This is a genomic window from Methanohalophilus sp. RSK (genome assembly GCF_003722075.1).
GTDB lineage: Archaea > Halobacteriota > Methanosarcinia > Methanosarcinales > Methanosarcinaceae > Methanohalophilus.
In genome coordinates this window covers 1-16,361 of record NZ_RDSK01000004.1, presented here as the reverse complement: position 1 = coordinate 16,361, position 16,361 = coordinate 1, and the positions used below count along the sequence as shown (strand labels likewise).

Sequence of the window (16,361 nt, the reverse complement as noted above, 5' to 3'; positions counted from 1 at the left end):
GAGCATGGGTGGGCATCCATGTTCTCAATCTACTTTTACCGTAAAGATGGTTTAGCTATTATTTCATTTATAAATTAACTTTTTTAAACCAATAACTATTTATATGATAAAACAGTAGTTGCATTCCATATTGTTTCCGAAGATATAATTATTTATAAATTATTTTTTCATATATATTTCCTGCATCTAATATAATATTCCTTTGTAATTTTCAATGGGATTATAATATTAAATCTGTATTTGAAAATCAGATGGGGTTATATTATATATATCAACGTCATATGAGAGTATGTGGTGATTGGGAGAAAACTTCTCTCGACATAACCTGACGGGGTGGGACCCGAGCGGGTTTATAATCGGTGGGGTACGATAATGGAGGCATAGGAAAGGATACCTATGCCTTCTCTATTAATCCTTATACACTTAGAGGAATGAGTCTATTTATAAGGTATAACTCCAAAATAGAATATATGAGTTATATCTATCTGGTAGGAGCCATAATTTTTGAAGTGTTTGGCACCACATGCATGAAATTATCTGAGGGTTTTTCCAATATATTGCCTTCTATCGGTATATTCCTGTTTTACGGAATCAGCTTTGCAATGTCTACGATTGCCCTGAAAGGAATAGACGTAAGCATAGCTTATGCAATCTGGGCCGGAATGGGAACCACAATGATTACAGCTATTGGAATCTTCTGGTTCAAAGAGCCTGCCACAGCGGTAAAAATGGTATCCATAATGTTTGTAGTAATTGGAGTGGTAGGCCTCAATCTAAATTTGGGAGGACATTAAGCCCTCCACTAAAATTATTTATTGACAACAAACCTGCGATACAGGCGTGCCTGGAAGCCATGGTATTTGGAAAAACCTTCAGCATCCTGCTGGTCGATGACCTTGCTGTCAAAGGATACAAGGTCCTCGAAATACAAACCATTGGGTGAAGTCCTGGCCATAATGTAGACATTGCCTTTGTACAACTTCACAGTTACAGTACCTATAACACGCTGCTGTGTGGAATCTATGAAGGCATTCAGGTCTTCATACAGGGGTTCATCCACAAGGCCCAGGTAGGCAAGTTCGGACCATTCAGCATCGACCATAGCCTTGAACTTGAGTTCAGAGCGGGTAAGCACGAGTTTTTCCAGATCCCTGTGGGCAGTCAGTAAAACTGTTGCTGCAGGGTGCTCATAATTCTCCCTGGCTTTCAATCCCAGCACACGATCCTCTATCATATCGGTCCTTCCGACACCATGGGAACCGGCGATCCTGTTCATCTCCTCTATAAGAGTTACACCCTCCATGGTTTTACCATCAAGGGATACTGGGACACCTGCCTCAAAACCGATTTCTATGGTCTGTGCATCCGGTGCCTGGGCCGGGTCGACAGTCCAGTTGTAGATCTCTTCCGGCGGAATGTAACCCGGATCTTCCAGTTTGCCGCCCTCAATACTGCGACTCCAGATATTCTCATCGATACTCCAGGGTTTGGAAGATGTTACAGAGACAGGAATGCCATGTTGTTTTGCATACTCTATCTCCCATTCACGTGTCAGGTTCATGTCACGCATCGGAGCCACTACTTCCATATCGGTAAGCCTGAACACTGCCTCAAATCTCAGCTGGTCATTACCTTTACCGGTACAGCCATGGGCAAGCATTGAAGCCCCTTCTTTTTCTGCGATTTCCACGACCTTTTTAGCAATGAGGGGACGGGCAATGGATGTTCCCATTACATACCCTTCATAATCCCCGTTTGCCTTTATGAGAGGGAAAATATAATCATTTACAAATTCTTCCCTGACATCAAGGGTAAAATGCAGATCACTGATGTCCTGGGCCTTTTCGGTAGCTTTATCTACATCTTCCCGCGGCTGGCCTACGTCCACTGCTACGGTTATTACTTCATCACAATCGTACTTTTCCTTAAGCAGGGGAACACATATTGAAGTGTCCAGACCACCTGAATAAGCCAGTACTGCCTTTTTGACCATTATTAATACCTCAACCTAAACAATATAAAAGGAATAAAATCAGCCGTAAACTTAATTGTTACGGCGGATCTCTTCATGATATTCGTTAATTGATTTAATCGTGCTGCTGCCCTCAGCCATTGCTTTAATGGCTTCAACTGAAGCACGTGCAGCCTGTATAGTTGTAATATATGGAACCTTGAAATCTACCGCTGCCCTACGTATATGGTAACCATCTTTCCTGGATTGGCGGGATGTCGGGGTGTTTATGATAAAGGCAACATCGCCTCTCCTGAGCATATCAATTACATTGGGGCTGCCTTCATGCACTTTCATGACAGCCTCCATGTTGATACCTTTATCGGAAAGATAGCCTGCAGTACCCTTTGTACCCATAAGTTCAAGTCCCATTTCCTGCAACCTGCGGGCAATTTCTACAATCGCTTCCTTATCTCGCTCCCTGATGGACAGGAATACTTTTCCATTCAGCGGAAGGAGATTATCAGCACTTAACTGGGCCTTGAAAAACGCTCTTCCAAAATCATAATCAATACCCATCACTTCACCGGTACTCTTCATTTCAGGACCAAGCACCGGATCTGCACCGGGCAATTTGTCAAACGGAAGGAGGACTTCCTTGACAGAATAATGATTCAGGGAAGGCTCCCTGTCCTGCAGGTAACCAAGGTCCTTGAGACTGTGGCCGATGATAACCTGTGCAGCGATCTTTGCCAGGGGAATCCCGGAAGACTTTGATACAAAGGGGATAGTACGGCTGGACCTTGGATTTGCTTCCAGTACATAAACTTCGCCATCCTTGGTTGCCATCTGGATATTTATGAGACCCTTCACCTCAAGTGCCATAGCAATCTTTCTGGTATAATCCCGAACTGTCTCAAGGATATCCTCAGATAGGTCATAGGGAGGAATCACACAGGCAGAATCACCGGAATGTACTCCCGCTTCTTCGATGTGTTCCATGATAGCACCGATCAGGACATCCTTTCCGTCACTCACAGCGTCCACATCGATTTCCACTGCACCTTCGAGGAAATCATCAATAAGGATGGGATGTTCGGGTGATACCCTGACAGCTTCTTTCATGTAACGTTCCAGATCTGCGGAATCATAAACGATTTCCATTGCCCTCCCCCCAAGTACATAGGAGGGACGTACAAGGACCGGATAACCAATATCAGTTGCAACCTTAAGGGCTTCTTTTTCGGACGTTGCATAACCTGCATCCGGCTGATTGATTTTCATTTTTGCAAGACGCTGGTTGAATTTTTCCCTGTCTTCTGCCACATCCATATTTTCAGGGGAAGTTCCCATTATCTTCGTCTTCAGGTCTGTGCGCCTGGCAAGTTCCTTTTGCAGGGGGATTGCAAGATTAACCGAAGTCTGCCCACCAAATTGTACGAGCACCCCGTCCGGATTTTCCCTTTCAATGACATTCATTACATCTTCAAGTGTCAGGGGTTCGAAGAACAACTTATCCGAAGTATCATAGTCAGTAGAAACTGTTTCAGGATTGTTATTGATGATATGGGCTTCTATATCTTCCTCACGTAGGGCCTGGACTGCATGCACCGTACAGTAATCAAACTCTATTCCCTGCCCGATACGTATAGGACCGGCACCCAGAATCAGGATCTTTTTCCTGTCTGTGGGCTTACATTCACACATCGTTTCGTAACATGAATAATAATAAGGAGTCGCTGCAGCAAATTCTGCCGCACATGTATCCACCATCTTGTATGTGGAAGTGATGGCCCCGTCCCTGCGTATATCATTTATTTCTTCCCGGGTCTTTGAACAACATTTGGCTATCCTGCTGTCAGTAAATCCCATCCTCTTGGCTTTTAGAAGGAGATCGATATCTGCTTCTCCGTTTTGGAATAGTTGTTCTGCAACCTGTGACTCCATGTTTACAATGTTTGCCATTTTTTGGAGGAAGAAACGATCCATGCCCGTATATTCAGAAATTTGTTCAATGGAGTAACCTTTCTTCAGGGCTTCATAGATAACAAAAAAACGCTCGCTTGTCGGCGTTTTAAGTAATGTGACAGTCTCCGGGTCATCCCTGCCCTTGATTTCAAAGTCCATATCGTTATCCAGGGAACGGATGGCCTTTAGAATGGACTCTTCAATCGTCCTTCCGATAGCCATGACTTCACCGGTACTCTTCATGGCCGTGGTAAGTGTCTTGTCTGCAGTTACGAACTTGTCAAAAGGCCACCTGGGTATCTTTGTAACTACATAGTCAATGGTTGGCTCAAAGGATGCAGGAGTTTTCTTTGTGACATCATTAAGGATTTTATCAAGTGCCATTCCCACAACAATCTTGGCGGTTACCCGGGCAATCGGATAACCGGTCGCCTTGGAGGCAAGAGCCGAGGAACGGGACACACGGGGATTGACCTCAACTACACGATATTCGCCATCCTTTGTTGCAAACTGGATATTACATCCACCTTCAATACCCAATTCCCGGATTATCTTGATAGCTGCGGTCCTGAGCATCTGGTGCTCTTCATCATTAAGTGTCTGGGAAGGGGTCACTACTATTGACTCGCCTGTATGGACACCCATGGGGTCAATGTTTTCCATATTACAGATAACAATGCAGGTATCATTGGAATCACGCATCACTTCATACTCAAATTCTTTCCAGCCCAGGACACTTTCCTCCACGAGTACCTGATTAATGCGGCTTAGCCGGATTCCCCTATCCACGATCTGCAATAGTTCTTCCTTTGTATGGGCAATTCCCCCGCCTGCACCTCCCAGGGTATAGGCCGGGCGGACAATAATGGGGAGACCAAGTTCCTCTATCACTTCTTCTGCTTCCTGCAAAGAGGAAATAGCCTTGCTGCGGGGAACTTTTTCCCCGATGTTTTCCATGGTCTGCTTGAAAAGTTCCCGGTCCTCGGTATTTGTGATTGCGTCGAGAGGCGTACCCAGCATCTCTACGCCGTATTTTTCAAGAATACCCAGCTCTGCAAGTTCACTTGTAACATTAAGACCCGTCTGTCCACCCAATCCGGCAATTATACCATCGGGCCGCTCTTTTTCAATGATTTCACCGATTAGCGGGGCTTCCAGAGGTTCAATGTAAACAGAATCCGCCATCTCCGGATCTGTCATTATAGTTGCCGGGTTGGAGTTTACAAGTACGACTTCAAATCCTTCTTCACGCAGGGAGCGGCAGGCCTGACTTCCCGAGAAATCAAATTCTGCAGCCTGTCCTATCATAATTGGACCGGAACCTATGAGCATAATCTTTTTTATGTCAGTCCTTATTGGCATCATTTATCGCCCCCTGCCATTTTGTAAATTTTGTCAAAGAATTGTTTTTCAGTATCCTGTGGTCCCGGATGCGCATCCGGATGATATTGTACACTCAGGATATCAAGGTCCCGGTGTGCCACACCTTCGATCGTATTGTCATTGGTGTTGAGCTCGGTAGTGTAGAGCTCGGTTGAATCAAGAGAATCATTATCAACGGCAAATCCGTGGTTCTGGGAAGTAATATGTACAATCGAACTTGAAAGGTCCTTTACCGGCTGGTTGGCTCCCCTGTGTCCGAATTTGAGTTTGTATGTGTCTGCTCCCATGGCCCTTGAAATAACCTGATGGCCCAGACATATACCTGCAATGGGTAATTCCGATGCAAAATAGTTCACAGCCTTTGTGGCTTCTATCGCATTCTGTGGATCTCCCGGACCATTGGAAAGGAAAAGAAGATCAGGTTCATAATCACTTATTGCTGAAGCAGGTGTTGATGCAGGGACTACTGTTACATCCATACCTCTTGCAAGCAGGCTATCCATAATATGGGCTTTCATACCCAGATCAATAAGTACAATATGTTTTTTATCAGAGGTATTAATCTTGCTTTTTACACTATATGCTTCATTACATGTTACTTTGGAAATTAAGTCAATATCTGATATTTTGGGTTGCTCCCTTGCAAGCTGCACGGCTGCTTCGCCGTCATCACTTCCATTAATAAGGGCAGCTCTCATTGTACCATGCTCCCTATTATTCAGGGTGAGCATCCGGGTGTCAACCCCGGCAATACCCGGTTTTCCCTCATCTTCCATGAGTTTGTAAATGGTGCGTTTTGAATTGTGATGAAAAGGGTCAGGACATGCTTGTCTGACTACAAGGCCTTCGGTCTTTACACCATCTGATTCAAAACATTCATCACTGACACCATAATTACCAATAAGGGGATAAGTGAACATAAGGATCTGACCCTTGTAGGAAGGATCACTTAGTGCCTCCTCATAACCGGTATATTGAGTAGTAAAAACGAGTTCTCCGCAAACTGTACCTTCGGCACCAAAACCGGTGCCTGTGACAATTGTCCCATCTTCCAAACCAATTACTGCACTCATCATCGGAACCTGCCTATACATGTAAAAAGTAGGCTATAAGTATTTCGATGGAGAAGAGAAAAGATTCATTCAAAGTGCAATTAGATATAAGCACACAATTACATTTTTTTGAAAATTAATCTGGCTACCAAAAATAAAATTATGCCAAGTACAAGCCCTCCGGCAAACAAAGCAATATTATTATTTATTTTACCTAACAATCCACTGGAGCCTTCATCCATATTCTGATTGTTTTCGGGGGTTATTGAAATATCCTCATTCTCCATTACGTCCACATTAGTGTCTTCTACATTAATACCGGAAACCACATCTGTGCTTTCAGGATTTTCCATTTCCAGCATCCAGAGATCAAAAGTTTCATTTGCTTTGGCTTCAAAGACTATTTTTTCGCCATAAGGGTCTACTGCAGGAGAACCCTCAACGGTTATGTCATCGGTAAGCAATTGTATCTCATCGTTTTCAATATCAATCAACCAGAGATTGGTTGCCCCTCCACGATCAGAAATAAACACTATCTTTTCACCTGATGGCAGGAAAAACGGATCAACATCATTGGAAGTACCATGAGTAAGTTGCCAGGATGTATCAAGTTCTACATCTGTCAACCATAAATTACCTTTTAAAGAGTAAATTATTTCGTCCCCATCAGGAGACCAGGAGGGCTTACCTTCATCTTCTGAAGTAAAAGTCAACTGCCGATGTGATTTGTTTGCTACATCCATTATCCAGATGTCATAATTTCCTGCAATATTGGATAAATATGCCAGCATTGAACCCTCCGGGCTGTTGGAAGGCGAGCGGCGGTCTGTATCATCAGTTAATTGTGTAATATTGGACCCGTCAGCGTTCATCTTAAAAAGATTGATGTAGGTAGAAGAATACGGTTTTCGGGATTCTGATGCAAAATAAATTTCCTTCCCATCTGTAGAAAAACAGGGGTCTCCGTCCCATTTCATTCCGTCATAAATAATATGGGAATTATTACCATCCGCATCCATAATCCCGATTGCCTGATCATTCATGTAAGTAATCTGCTTTCCATCCGGACTCCATGCAGGATAATGAGAATCACTGCTAAAGTCATCAGTGAGAGGATATATATCCGCAACCTCTATTTCGGCCAATACCGGTGTTGCGGAATAAATGATAAGAACCAGGCAAAAAAACGCCATTGGTCCTGTTTTTAACATTTTCATCACTCTTATTAACTATTTATATGTTCTTCAATCTTTTGCTTCAGGATGTCACTTACAACCTTTCCATCAACTTTTCCACGGAACTGGCCCATGACAATCCCCATGAGGGGGCCAACAGCTCCCAATCCCTTCTCATTGACAAAATCAGCCCTTTCCCTGACAAGATTGGCTGCAAAAGATTCTATTTCAGAAATGTCTATACCTGAAAACCCAAGCTGCTCCAGGGCTTCATCTATACTTAAAGCCGGTTTTTTAGCAAGCAGGCGTAGTAATTCATCAATGCCTTCCTTGGCAGCTTTGCCTTCTCCTATGGCATCAAACAAGGCAATAAAGTGATCGTCCTGTAGTTTTTCGACATCAACCCCGTCCCTGCGAAGTTCAGGTAACCTGCCTGTAAAAGTACGGGCAACCAGGGTAGCACCTATTGAGTCATTTAAAGCAAATCGATCCATCATGTTCTCAAAAAGGGGCAGGTACTTTGAGTAAACTATTTTTTCAGCAAGTTCATCATTTAAGTTGTATTCTTCTGTGAACCGTTTGCTTTTATCAATAAGAAGTTCAGGGGTTTCAACGGATTCAAAGTAAGAAGGAGATATATCAATTACAGGGACATCCGTCTCGGGATACATACGTGAAGCACCCGGCAGTGGTCTCATATAGGCAGTATTTCCATCAGGCAGAGCCCGTCTGGTTTCCTCGGGTACAAATTCCAGGGCTTCCTGTGCTCTTATAAGTACACTTTCCATCGCACCGTGTGCCTTTTTGTAAGAATCGGCAACCAGTACAACTGCATCCCCATCAACAGCTCCCACAGCTTTTCTCAGGGATTCCACTTCATCTGCAGTTATGCCGTACTTCGGGAGCTCATCGGTATGGAAAATTCCACCCACACCGGAAGGTTTTGCCCGGTCTGAAAACTCCGTGCCAAGCCTTCTTCCCGGCTGCACTTCTTCTCCTATGATACCATCAAAGCCGATTAACCTGATTGCAAGGACTTTTCCTTTTTTAAGTGCACGTTTGATAACCTTAGATTCGGTATCCTTGAAAACATCAGTTACATCAAATATTTCATTATGTACGCCCGCATCCCTCTGTTGCAACATTTCACGGATACGTAACAGGTTAACCTGTCTTTCAACTTCAAGTCCTACAATGGTTTCGATCATATCCAGGGCCTGTACGCCCTTAACCTCTACCCTTGCACCTTCAGCAATCGAGATATTCACATCCTGGCGGATGGTCCCCAATCCCCTTTTGACCTTCCCGGTAGAACGCAACAACATACCTATTACCTGGGCTGTTTCCCTGGCATGGGCAGGAGTTATTATATCGGGAGCAGTCCCAATTTCCACAAGAGGGATGCCCAGCCTGTCAAGGGAATAAACAATGCTATTCCTTTTATCCTCAATCTTCTGGGCCGCTTCTTCCTCGATACACAGTACATCAACACCCACCTCATTCAGACTTGTGGGTATCGTTCCGTCATTTGCAAGAAAAGCAGTACGCTGAAAACCGGTTGTGTTGGAACCATCAACAACTATTTTGCGCATTACATGAAGTTGCTCCACAGGTCGCATGTTCATCAGTTTTGCAACCACCAGGGCAATGTCCAGAGCCTCGGAATTCAGTTTGCGGGGTGGTTCCTCATCATATTCCACAAGACAGGTAGTATCATAGCCTTTGTAAACATACTTACGATTGACCTTTGTCTGTTCCACAGCAGCACGGTCTTTTTCACCCATTTCACTTTCAGTGGCCCTTAAATACCTGTAAAATTCCACATTGGACTCTTCAGTTTCACGCAATGTAGTCGGGCACCTGCAAAACAGTTTTTCTTTTGAATCAAGCTGCTGGTGGATTTCCAGTCCGCACTTTAGGCCAAGTTCCCTGTAATAATCATCATCGTTCATATGGATATCACCAAGATCTGCTAAACAAGAACATGTAAAGGTATAAAATAGTTATTTTTCGATATCTGAGAATTGCTCTGTACCTTCTTTCCTTTTTTCCCATTTGCGCCTTAATTTCACATCTTTAAGGGCAGGGCGCAACCCTTCCATTTTCTCTTTTACTTTTTCCTGTAAACTTTCATCAATTTCAGGGAATTCGATATCAATGTGCTCCTTTGCCTTTTCTTCAGGCATTTCCAGTACTCTGGAGGTATTTGGCCTTTTACGTTTGCCGCTTACCAGCGCATCAATAGCATCTTCCCATTGTTTTGACCAGGGGGTATCGGGTATCGGGGAATGGCGTACCTTATCCCTTCTCACTTCCATTACATTATCAGGACAGGCGTTTTCACAGGCACCACAATAGGTACAAAGCTCATTCCTGGCAGCTATTTTCTGCCCGCTTTCAGGAATATACCAGAGATGGGAGGGGCAGACATTAAAACAGGCATGGCAACCTGTAGGATCGCATTTGTTTATGTTTGCATCGATAAGTTTCAGTTCCCCCTCGAAGGGTTTGGTAATATCCACTGCATCATAGGGACAAACAATATCGCACCAACCACATACAGTGCATTTCTCCTGATCGATCCGGGCACTGCCCCTTATTACGGGTGCTTCCCCGCGTCTTGTCCCTTTCACCTCGATAGCATCTTCAGGACAGAGGTCTGCACACAATACACAGTAATCACACTGGTCCTCATCTACAAGTAGTTGCTCAAAAGGCATGGGATCCAACGGATCAGGTTGCTTTTCAAGCAGCATGAAAGCATCACAAAAACGTGCACAAAGCCCACAAAGTGTACACTTATTCTCATCAATGGTGATCTCGCCCTCTTCGCCCTCCTTAAACGGGGCAAGTTCCTCCTTGGTCTGCATTTCAATTTCGAGATCAATTGCATCCTCGGGACAGGTTGCTTCACAAAGCAGACATGGAAGACATTTTTCATTTATCGTTGCCTTTCCTTCCAAAACAGGGAACAGGTCATCTTCCGGGAAATCACCTTCTGCAGACATCCGAAATGCATTTACCGGACAGAAGTTGGCACACATGGAGCAGAATGTGCATTTATCAAGATCCAGCATTACAGGAGGGGCATCCATTCCAGTTGCGATCTCATGTATAGGGCCGGCTTCAAGGGCCTCGGTGGGACATATCCTGACACAAAGGCCACAACCAATACACCTTTTGTAATCGTAATCAAGAGTTCTTGTACCTTTATCGGTTTTTTGCCGATACAGTATGTGACTACCTTCCACATCCATTTCCTTTTCCACGGAAAGAGATTGTTCTACAGCACATTCTTCTTCCAGCTCCTCACTCATCTGTCAGCCTCCTCAAGTTCCGAACCTATCGGACCGATGGCTGTCAGGTAATCAACGAAATCTTCAATCGTATTGGCAAATTTTTCCCCTTCTGCAGCTGAGATCCATTCAACACGCAACCTGCCGGAATCAAAGCCTGCTTCCTTAAGAACCTCTCCCAGGTTTTCCATACGGGTTTGTGCATGATAGTTACCATGCACATAATGACATTCGCCGAGACGGCAACCGGCAACAAGTACGCCATCTGCCCCCATTTCGAAGGCCTCCATCACAAAATCAGGATCTACACGGCCCGCACACATTACCTTTATAATTCTTACATTGGTGGGATACTGGATACGGGATGTTCCGGCAAGGTCTGCTGAAGCATAACTGCACCAGTTGCACAGGAATGCAACAATCAGGGGAAACTCATCTTTTACTTCCAGCGCTGCCTTGATCTGTGCCCTTACCTGTTCGTCGGTATGGTGATGCATTGAGATAGCATCCACAGGACAGGCTGCACTGCAGGTACCACAACCATGACAGGAAACTTCATCAACAAATGCCTTGCCATTTTTAATTTTGATTGTACCGTAATCGCAAACATCCGCACAGACACCGCATCCGATACAGGTATCAGAATCCACATGAGCACTTAAGGGATCGGTGCGAAGTTCACCGGGTTGAAGCAGTCTCATAACCCGGGATGCAGCCGCACTACCCTGTGCAATGGAAACCTGGATTTCTTTGGGGCCAGAGGCACAGCCTGCAAGGAAAACACCATTTATATGTGAATCCACAGGTTTCATCTTGGGATGGGACACAGCAAAGAACCTGTCAGGTCGGTTTGCCATTTTCAGCATATTCCCAATTGGTTTTGCGGAAGGGTCAGCTTCCATACCGGTGGATAATATGACAAGATCGTACTTTTTTTCTTCTATTCTGGATTCCAGGGTATTCTCATACCGCAGGGAAAGGGAATCATCATGCTCCTGCACAATCTCAGCTACTCGCCCCCGTACAAAATCCACTCCCTTTGCCTGGGTTTTGGTGTAATATTCTTCGTACATCTCTCCAGAGGCACGTATGTCAATATAATGAATAGTTATTCGAATATCTGGATAGCGCTCTTTTAGCAACTGGGCATTTTTCATTGCTGACATGCAACAAACCCGGGAACAGTAGGGATTTCCCACAGATTCGTCCCGCGAACCTACACATTGTATAAATGCCACTTCCTCTGCAATCTCACCTGTTGAAGGACAGGTTACCCTGCCTCTGGTAGGTCCGGAAGCATTCAGTAGCCGCTCAAGTTCCATATTTGTAATAACATCGGGATATATGCCATACCCATACTCCTCTTTCCTGGATGCATCAAACAAGCGATATCCTGCGGCGATAATTATTGCTCCCACGTTCAGCTGGAATCGGATGGTCTGCTGCTCAAATTCCACTGCATCTGCAGGACATGCCTGCGCACAGAGGCCACAGCCAACACAATAATCACTATCAATATATGCAACCTGTGGAACAGCCTGTGGAATGGGAATATTGATTGCCCGGGTTTTACCAAGTCCACTATCAAACCGGGAAGGAATTTCCACAGGACATACCCTTGAACATTCATCCACACAACCCTTGCATTTTTCTTCGGATACATATCGGGGCTGAGTGGTACCGGTAATCTCAAAGTTACCGACCGAACCTTCAATTGCAGTAATTTCGGAAAGGGTGTGAAGTTCGATGTCAGGGTGGTTAACAACTTCAGTCATCTTTGGGGCAAGGACACAGATGGAACAGTCATTTGTAGGAAATACTTCATTTAAAAGAGCCATCTTTCCACCAATCGTGGGCTCTTTTTCAATCATATGAACTTTATAGCCCGTATCTGCAAGATCCAGGGCTGCTTCAATACCTGCCACGCCCCCACCTATTACAAGCACCTCCTTACTAACAGGTGTACTCTGGATTTTGAGGGGTTTCAGAAACTTCAGTTTTGCCACCCCCATCTTGATAAGATCAAAAGCTTTCTGGGTGGCCATCCTTGGATTATCCATATGCACCCAGGAACACTGTTCCCTGATGTTAACAATCTCAAGAAGGAATGGATTGATCCCTGATTTTTCCAGCACGTTGCGGAAAGTAGTTTCATGAAGTTTAGGAGTACAGGCTGCAACAAGCACACGTTCAACATTATGTTCTTCAATATCCTCTGCAATTTTATCCTGCCCGGAGTCCGAACACATGAACTGGATATCGGATGCGATCACAACATCATCCAGGGATTCTACCTGTTTTAGAAGAACTTCAATATCGACTACACCCGCAATATTGAGCCCGCAGTGACAAATGTATACTCCTATTCTCATAAAAGTGCCCCTTCGTGGCTCTCTGATTTCATCTTAGACATGATATACCTTTGGATATAAAAAACGGTAGTGTGGATTGTGTGAACACTGTGCACAAAAGAAATAATATAGAAGAAAGATATAACTAACTCATTGGAAGGTGATCAATGATGGGACTGGGAAATTTTATCAAAGGACTTTTCGGCAAAGGCGCACCCACAATGTCAACGTCAGAGCCTGTTACAGAGACCATAAATACAAATCTTTATAAAGTCAATTCCCTGGCTTTTGAACAGGCAGTTGTAAAAGCAGAAACTCCTGTAGTTGTCGATTGTTTCGCAAAATGGTGTGCACCCTGTAAGAAAATGGCCCCTATGTTCGAAGAGGTAGCTGCCGAATATGAGAACCAGGTCAAATTTGTAATAATTGATCTCGATAAATCAAAGGATATTGCCAAACAATACCATGTAGTAGGGATTCCTACACTTTTGCTTTTTGACAAGGGGGAAGTAAAAGAAAAACTGGTAGGCAATACCACAAAAGATAAACTTAAAGTGTCAATCGAAGATGTATTCAAAATCAAATCTGAATGATTAAGGTGAAAAAACTATGGTCAATCAAGAAGACAAAGCAAAAACAAAAAAATGGGTTACTAAATATGCTCAAAAGAAAGGGTACAAACTAAACCCCGATCCTGAAATGCTGGATCTGGTAATTGAGGGGCTGGTGAACAACAAAATAAAGTATGCCAAAGGTTACTGTCCCTGCAGAATACCTTCAGGGGATGAGAAGGAAGACAGGAAAATAATCTGTCCCTGCATCTACCATGAAGATGAAATTGCCACAGATGGTTCATGTCATTGTGACCTGTTCTTCCAAAACGAAGACAATGAGACAAAAGAAGAGCAACAAAATGATTCAGAAGACTAATAAGATTTCCTTTTGCCCGCCAGAGTGGTGAAACAATGGCCAATGCAATGGAAATATACCAGCTTCTCCCGAAGACTAACTGCAAGAAATGTGGCAAATCCTCATGTATGGCCTTTGCTGCAGCCTTGCTTTCCCGGGAGAAAAACCTTGACGAATGTACTCCGATGCTGGAAGAGAAAAAATACAGTGAAAATTATACAAAACTTAAAGGCCTGGTTTCACCTGCAGAGCAAGCATCAGAAACCGGTATGATTGTACATGAGGACAGATGCATAGGTTGTGGCAATTGTGTTGTCGCCTGTCCCGTAAATGTCGCAGAAGATCCTAAAGGTGCAGGTAGTGGAAATGCACCTACTAACGAAAGGGTGATCCTGAAAGTTGAAGACGGTATTGTACGTCTATCCAACGTGGAAGATTGCCGCAGATTCGGAGAGAATAAAAGACTTTGCAGCGGTTGCATAGTTACCTGCCCCACAAAAGCAATTGAATTTGTCTGATTTTAGGAGGAAGCCTTTGGAAAGAAAATACCATGTTTGTACAGGATGCGCTCTTTTGTGTGACGATATCGAACTGAGGGAAGTAGAAAACAAGACCATTATAGATAGTGCCTGTCGCAAAGGGGCTGCCTGGATAAAAAATTGCCAGCATCCTTTAGAGTGTACTGTGGATGCAAAAGATACCACAACCCAGGATGCAATTGAAAAGGCAGCTGAAATTCTGAAAAATGCCAAAAATCCCCTCATCTTCGGTATGGGAAATTCAAGTCTTACCGCCCAGGAAAAAGCTATTGAACTGGCAAAAAAAACCAATGCCTGCATTGATGATACCTCGTCGTTCTGCCAGGGTCCTTTTGTTGAAGCAATTCTCAATGATAAAATCAAAAGTTGTACACTGGATGAGGTAAGGGACAAGGCTGATGTAATTGTATACTGGGGATGTGATCCTTCAAATTCCCATCCCAGGCATCTTTCTAAATATTCTTATTTCCCCAGGGGAAAAATGCGCCAGAGGGGGTGGGAAGAAGACAGGACGGCAATAGCAATTGATGTACGCAAATCAGATACAGCAATAATATGTGAAGATGATTTTCACCAGATTCCTCCAAAAGCAGATGCAGAATTTGCCCACGCCCTGACGGATGCCCTATCAGGAAAAGTACCGAAGGTAACCTTTGGTATGAAACCAAAAGAAATCCTTGAACTTGCAAATGTACTGAAAAAGGCAGAATTCGGTGTTATATTTGCAGGATTGGGGCTGGTCTATTCCATACCTGATATATCACCCATGGAAAAACTTCTGGAAGTACTGAACAAGAAGACAGACTTCCATTTGATGCCTATGGTCGGGCAGTATAACATGCGTGGCTTCAACCATACTCTGTTTGACCAAACAGGCTATATTAACAGGGTAAGTTTTGAAGGGGATGACATAGGTCATGGCCCCCAATATTCAGTTGTGGAAGTTTTGAAAGGGGAAAAGGTCGATGCTGCTCTTATCATCGGTTCAGACCCCCTTTCAAGCCTGCCCGGAAGTATAGCTGCAAATCTCAAAGAAATTCCAACCATTGTAATTGACCCCTGTAAAACCTTTACTTCCCAAACTGCAAATGTGACACTCCCGGCAGCTGTTACGGGTGTGGAGTGCAAAGGGGAAGCAATCCGGATGGACGGGGTTAAAGTCACCCTCAAACAAATGCGAAAGTCAGACAAGATGACCGATGCAGATATCGTTGAAAAAATAATGGAGGCCATATGATGGGTTTTGATAAGTTCCTTTCATCTCCTGAAATGGAAATCCTCATTATCACTCATCGTGATATCTTCCAGAGTGCAGCAAATAGTGATAGCCGTTTCTCAGATGATTACGCAAACCTCACAGCAATAATACGGCTTGATAAACAGGACATGAAAAAGGCTGGACTGAAGGAAGGAAGTCTTGTAGCACTTGAGAACAATGCAGGGAAAGTGGTTGTAAAAGCCCTCCAATCTACCTATGAAGAACCTCATCCGGGTACCGCTTATATGATAAATGGACCCTGGGTAAATGCACTTGTATCTGCTGAAACAAGCGGTACAGGAGTACCTGCGTTCAAGTATATAGAAGCAAAAATGAAAAAATCAAAGGAAAGTTCAACTAATAAAGCAGGAGTCCCCTTCCGTGAGGTAGGGGAGGAATGCGTCTAATAATTCACAGTAAAATATTTATATTTTGCGTGTGAATATGACAGTATATGTTTCTCACTAAAACAGTTATCT

The 16,361-nt window shown here is 43.9% G+C and carries 13 protein-coding genes; 6 read left to right on the top strand and 7 right to left on the bottom strand.

The genetic code is table 11. From position 1 onward, the window contains the following. Positions 1–470 precede the first annotated feature (470 nt). Positions 471–794 (top strand): multidrug efflux SMR transporter, encoded by a 324-nt coding sequence (locus tag EFE42_RS02365; protein ID WP_123135771.1) that lies wholly within the window; start codon positions 471–473, stop codon positions 792–794. 14 nt (positions 795–808) lie between these two features. On the opposite strand, the gene EFE42_RS02360 is transcribed toward EFE42_RS02365, so the two are convergent. The 7 genes from EFE42_RS02360 to hdrA2 all read right to left on the bottom strand — a co-directional run bounded on the left by EFE42_RS02360 (position 809) and on the right by hdrA2 (position 13,197). Continuing rightward, entirely contained in the window at positions 809–1,993 is a 1,185-nt protein-coding gene (locus EFE42_RS02360) for an argininosuccinate synthase (RefSeq protein ID WP_123135747.1), read from the bottom strand. Positions 1,994–2,044: 51 nt separating this feature from the next. Beyond that, complete coding sequence (gene carB / locus EFE42_RS02355) at positions 2,045–5,281, bottom strand: carbamoyl-phosphate synthase large subunit (RefSeq protein ID WP_123135770.1); 3,237 nt, start codon at positions 5,279–5,281, stop codon at positions 2,045–2,047. Continuing rightward, the gene (gene carA, locus EFE42_RS02350) at positions 5,281–6,378 is read right to left on the bottom strand and encodes a glutamine-hydrolyzing carbamoyl-phosphate synthase small subunit (protein WP_123135746.1); all 1,098 of its coding nucleotides are present in this window, start codon (positions 6,376–6,378) and stop codon (positions 5,281–5,283) included. Before carA ends, carB begins: the two co-directional genes overlap by 1 nt. Before the next feature lie 95 nt (positions 6,379–6,473). Then, complete coding sequence (locus tag EFE42_RS02345) at positions 6,474–7,571, bottom strand: DPP IV N-terminal domain-containing protein (protein WP_123135745.1); 1,098 nt, start codon at positions 7,569–7,571, stop codon at positions 6,474–6,476. An 8-nt stretch (positions 7,572–7,579) separates the two neighbouring features. Further along, positions 7,580–9,481, bottom strand: a complete 1,902-nt coding sequence (gene gatE, locus EFE42_RS02340; protein ID WP_123135744.1) for a Glu-tRNA(Gln) amidotransferase subunit GatE — start codon at positions 9,479–9,481, stop codon at positions 7,580–7,582. Positions 9,482–9,532: 51 nt separating this feature from the next. Further along, positions 9,533–10,846, bottom strand: coding sequence for a 4Fe-4S binding protein (locus EFE42_RS02335; protein WP_123135743.1), 1,314 nt, complete (start codon positions 10,844–10,846; stop codon positions 9,533–9,535). Next, on the bottom strand, positions 10,843–13,197 hold the full coding sequence (hdrA2, locus tag EFE42_RS02330; RefSeq protein ID WP_123135742.1) for a CoB-CoM heterodisulfide reductase HdrA2: 2,355 nt from the start codon (positions 13,195–13,197) through the stop codon (positions 10,843–10,845). Before hdrA2 ends, EFE42_RS02335 begins: the two co-directional genes overlap by 4 nt. 146 nt (positions 13,198–13,343) lie before the next feature. On the opposite strand from hdrA2, the gene trxA reads away from it, so the two are divergent. Genes trxA through EFE42_RS02305 form a run of 5 tightly spaced genes read left to right on the top strand, consistent with a single transcriptional unit; the run spans position 13,344 to position 16,289 of the window. Next, the gene (gene trxA, locus EFE42_RS02325; protein ID WP_123135741.1) at positions 13,344–13,769 is read left to right on the top strand and encodes a thioredoxin; all 426 of its coding nucleotides are present in this window, start codon (positions 13,344–13,346) and stop codon (positions 13,767–13,769) included. A gap of 16 nt (positions 13,770–13,785) precedes the next feature. Continuing rightward, a complete protein-coding gene (locus EFE42_RS02320) occupies positions 13,786–14,106 on the top strand; it encodes a ferredoxin-thioredoxin reductase catalytic domain-containing protein (protein WP_123135740.1) in 321 nt (106 codons plus the stop codon). Positions 14,107–14,141: 35 nt separating this feature from the next. Further along, entirely contained in the window at positions 14,142–14,603 is a 462-nt protein-coding gene (locus EFE42_RS02315; protein WP_123135739.1) for a (Fe-S)-binding protein, read from the top strand. 16 nt (positions 14,604–14,619) lie between these two features. Then, a complete protein-coding gene (locus EFE42_RS02310) occupies positions 14,620–15,861 on the top strand; it encodes a formylmethanofuran dehydrogenase subunit B (RefSeq protein WP_123135738.1) in 1,242 nt (413 codons plus the stop codon). Next, entirely contained in the window at positions 15,858–16,289 is a 432-nt protein-coding gene (locus tag EFE42_RS02305; protein WP_370448647.1) for a molybdopterin dinucleotide binding domain-containing protein, read from the top strand. Before EFE42_RS02310 ends, EFE42_RS02305 begins: the two co-directional genes overlap by 4 nt. The last annotated feature ends 72 nt before the right edge of the window (positions 16,290–16,361 follow it).

Bases quoted from the DNA above. Each gene is read 5' to 3' on its own strand.
- EFE42_RS02365 (WP_123135771.1), top strand. From the start codon at position 471: ATGAGTTATATCTATCTGGTAGGAGCCATAATTTTTGAAGTGTTTGGC.
- carB (WP_123135770.1), bottom strand. From the start codon at position 5,281: ATGCCAATAAGGACTGACATAAAAAAGATTATGCTCATAGGTTCCGGT.
- EFE42_RS02360 (WP_123135747.1), bottom strand. From the start codon at position 1,993: ATGGTCAAAAAGGCAGTACTGGCTTATTCAGGTGGTCTGGACACTTCA.
- EFE42_RS02335 (WP_123135743.1), bottom strand. From the start codon at position 10,846: ATGAGTGAGGAGCTGGAAGAAGAATGTGCTGTAGAACAATCTCTTTCC.
- carA (WP_123135746.1), bottom strand. From the start codon at position 6,378: ATGATGAGTGCAGTAATTGGTTTGGAAGATGGGACAATTGTCACAGGC.
- EFE42_RS02345 (WP_123135745.1), bottom strand. From the start codon at position 7,571: ATGAAAATGTTAAAAACAGGACCAATGGCGTTTTTTTGCCTGGTTCTT.
- trxA (WP_123135741.1), top strand. From the start codon at position 13,344: ATGATGGGACTGGGAAATTTTATCAAAGGACTTTTCGGCAAAGGCGCA.
- gatE (WP_123135744.1), bottom strand. From the start codon at position 9,481: ATGAACGATGATGATTATTACAGGGAACTTGGCCTAAAGTGCGGACTG.
- hdrA2 (WP_123135742.1), bottom strand. From the start codon at position 13,197: ATGAGAATAGGAGTATACATTTGTCACTGCGGGCTCAATATTGCGGGT.
- EFE42_RS02315 (WP_123135739.1), top strand. From the start codon at position 14,142: ATGGCCAATGCAATGGAAATATACCAGCTTCTCCCGAAGACTAACTGC.
- EFE42_RS02320 (WP_123135740.1), top strand. From the start codon at position 13,786: ATGGTCAATCAAGAAGACAAAGCAAAAACAAAAAAATGGGTTACTAAA.
- EFE42_RS02305 (WP_370448647.1), top strand. From the start codon at position 15,858: ATGATGGGTTTTGATAAGTTCCTTTCATCTCCTGAAATGGAAATCCTC.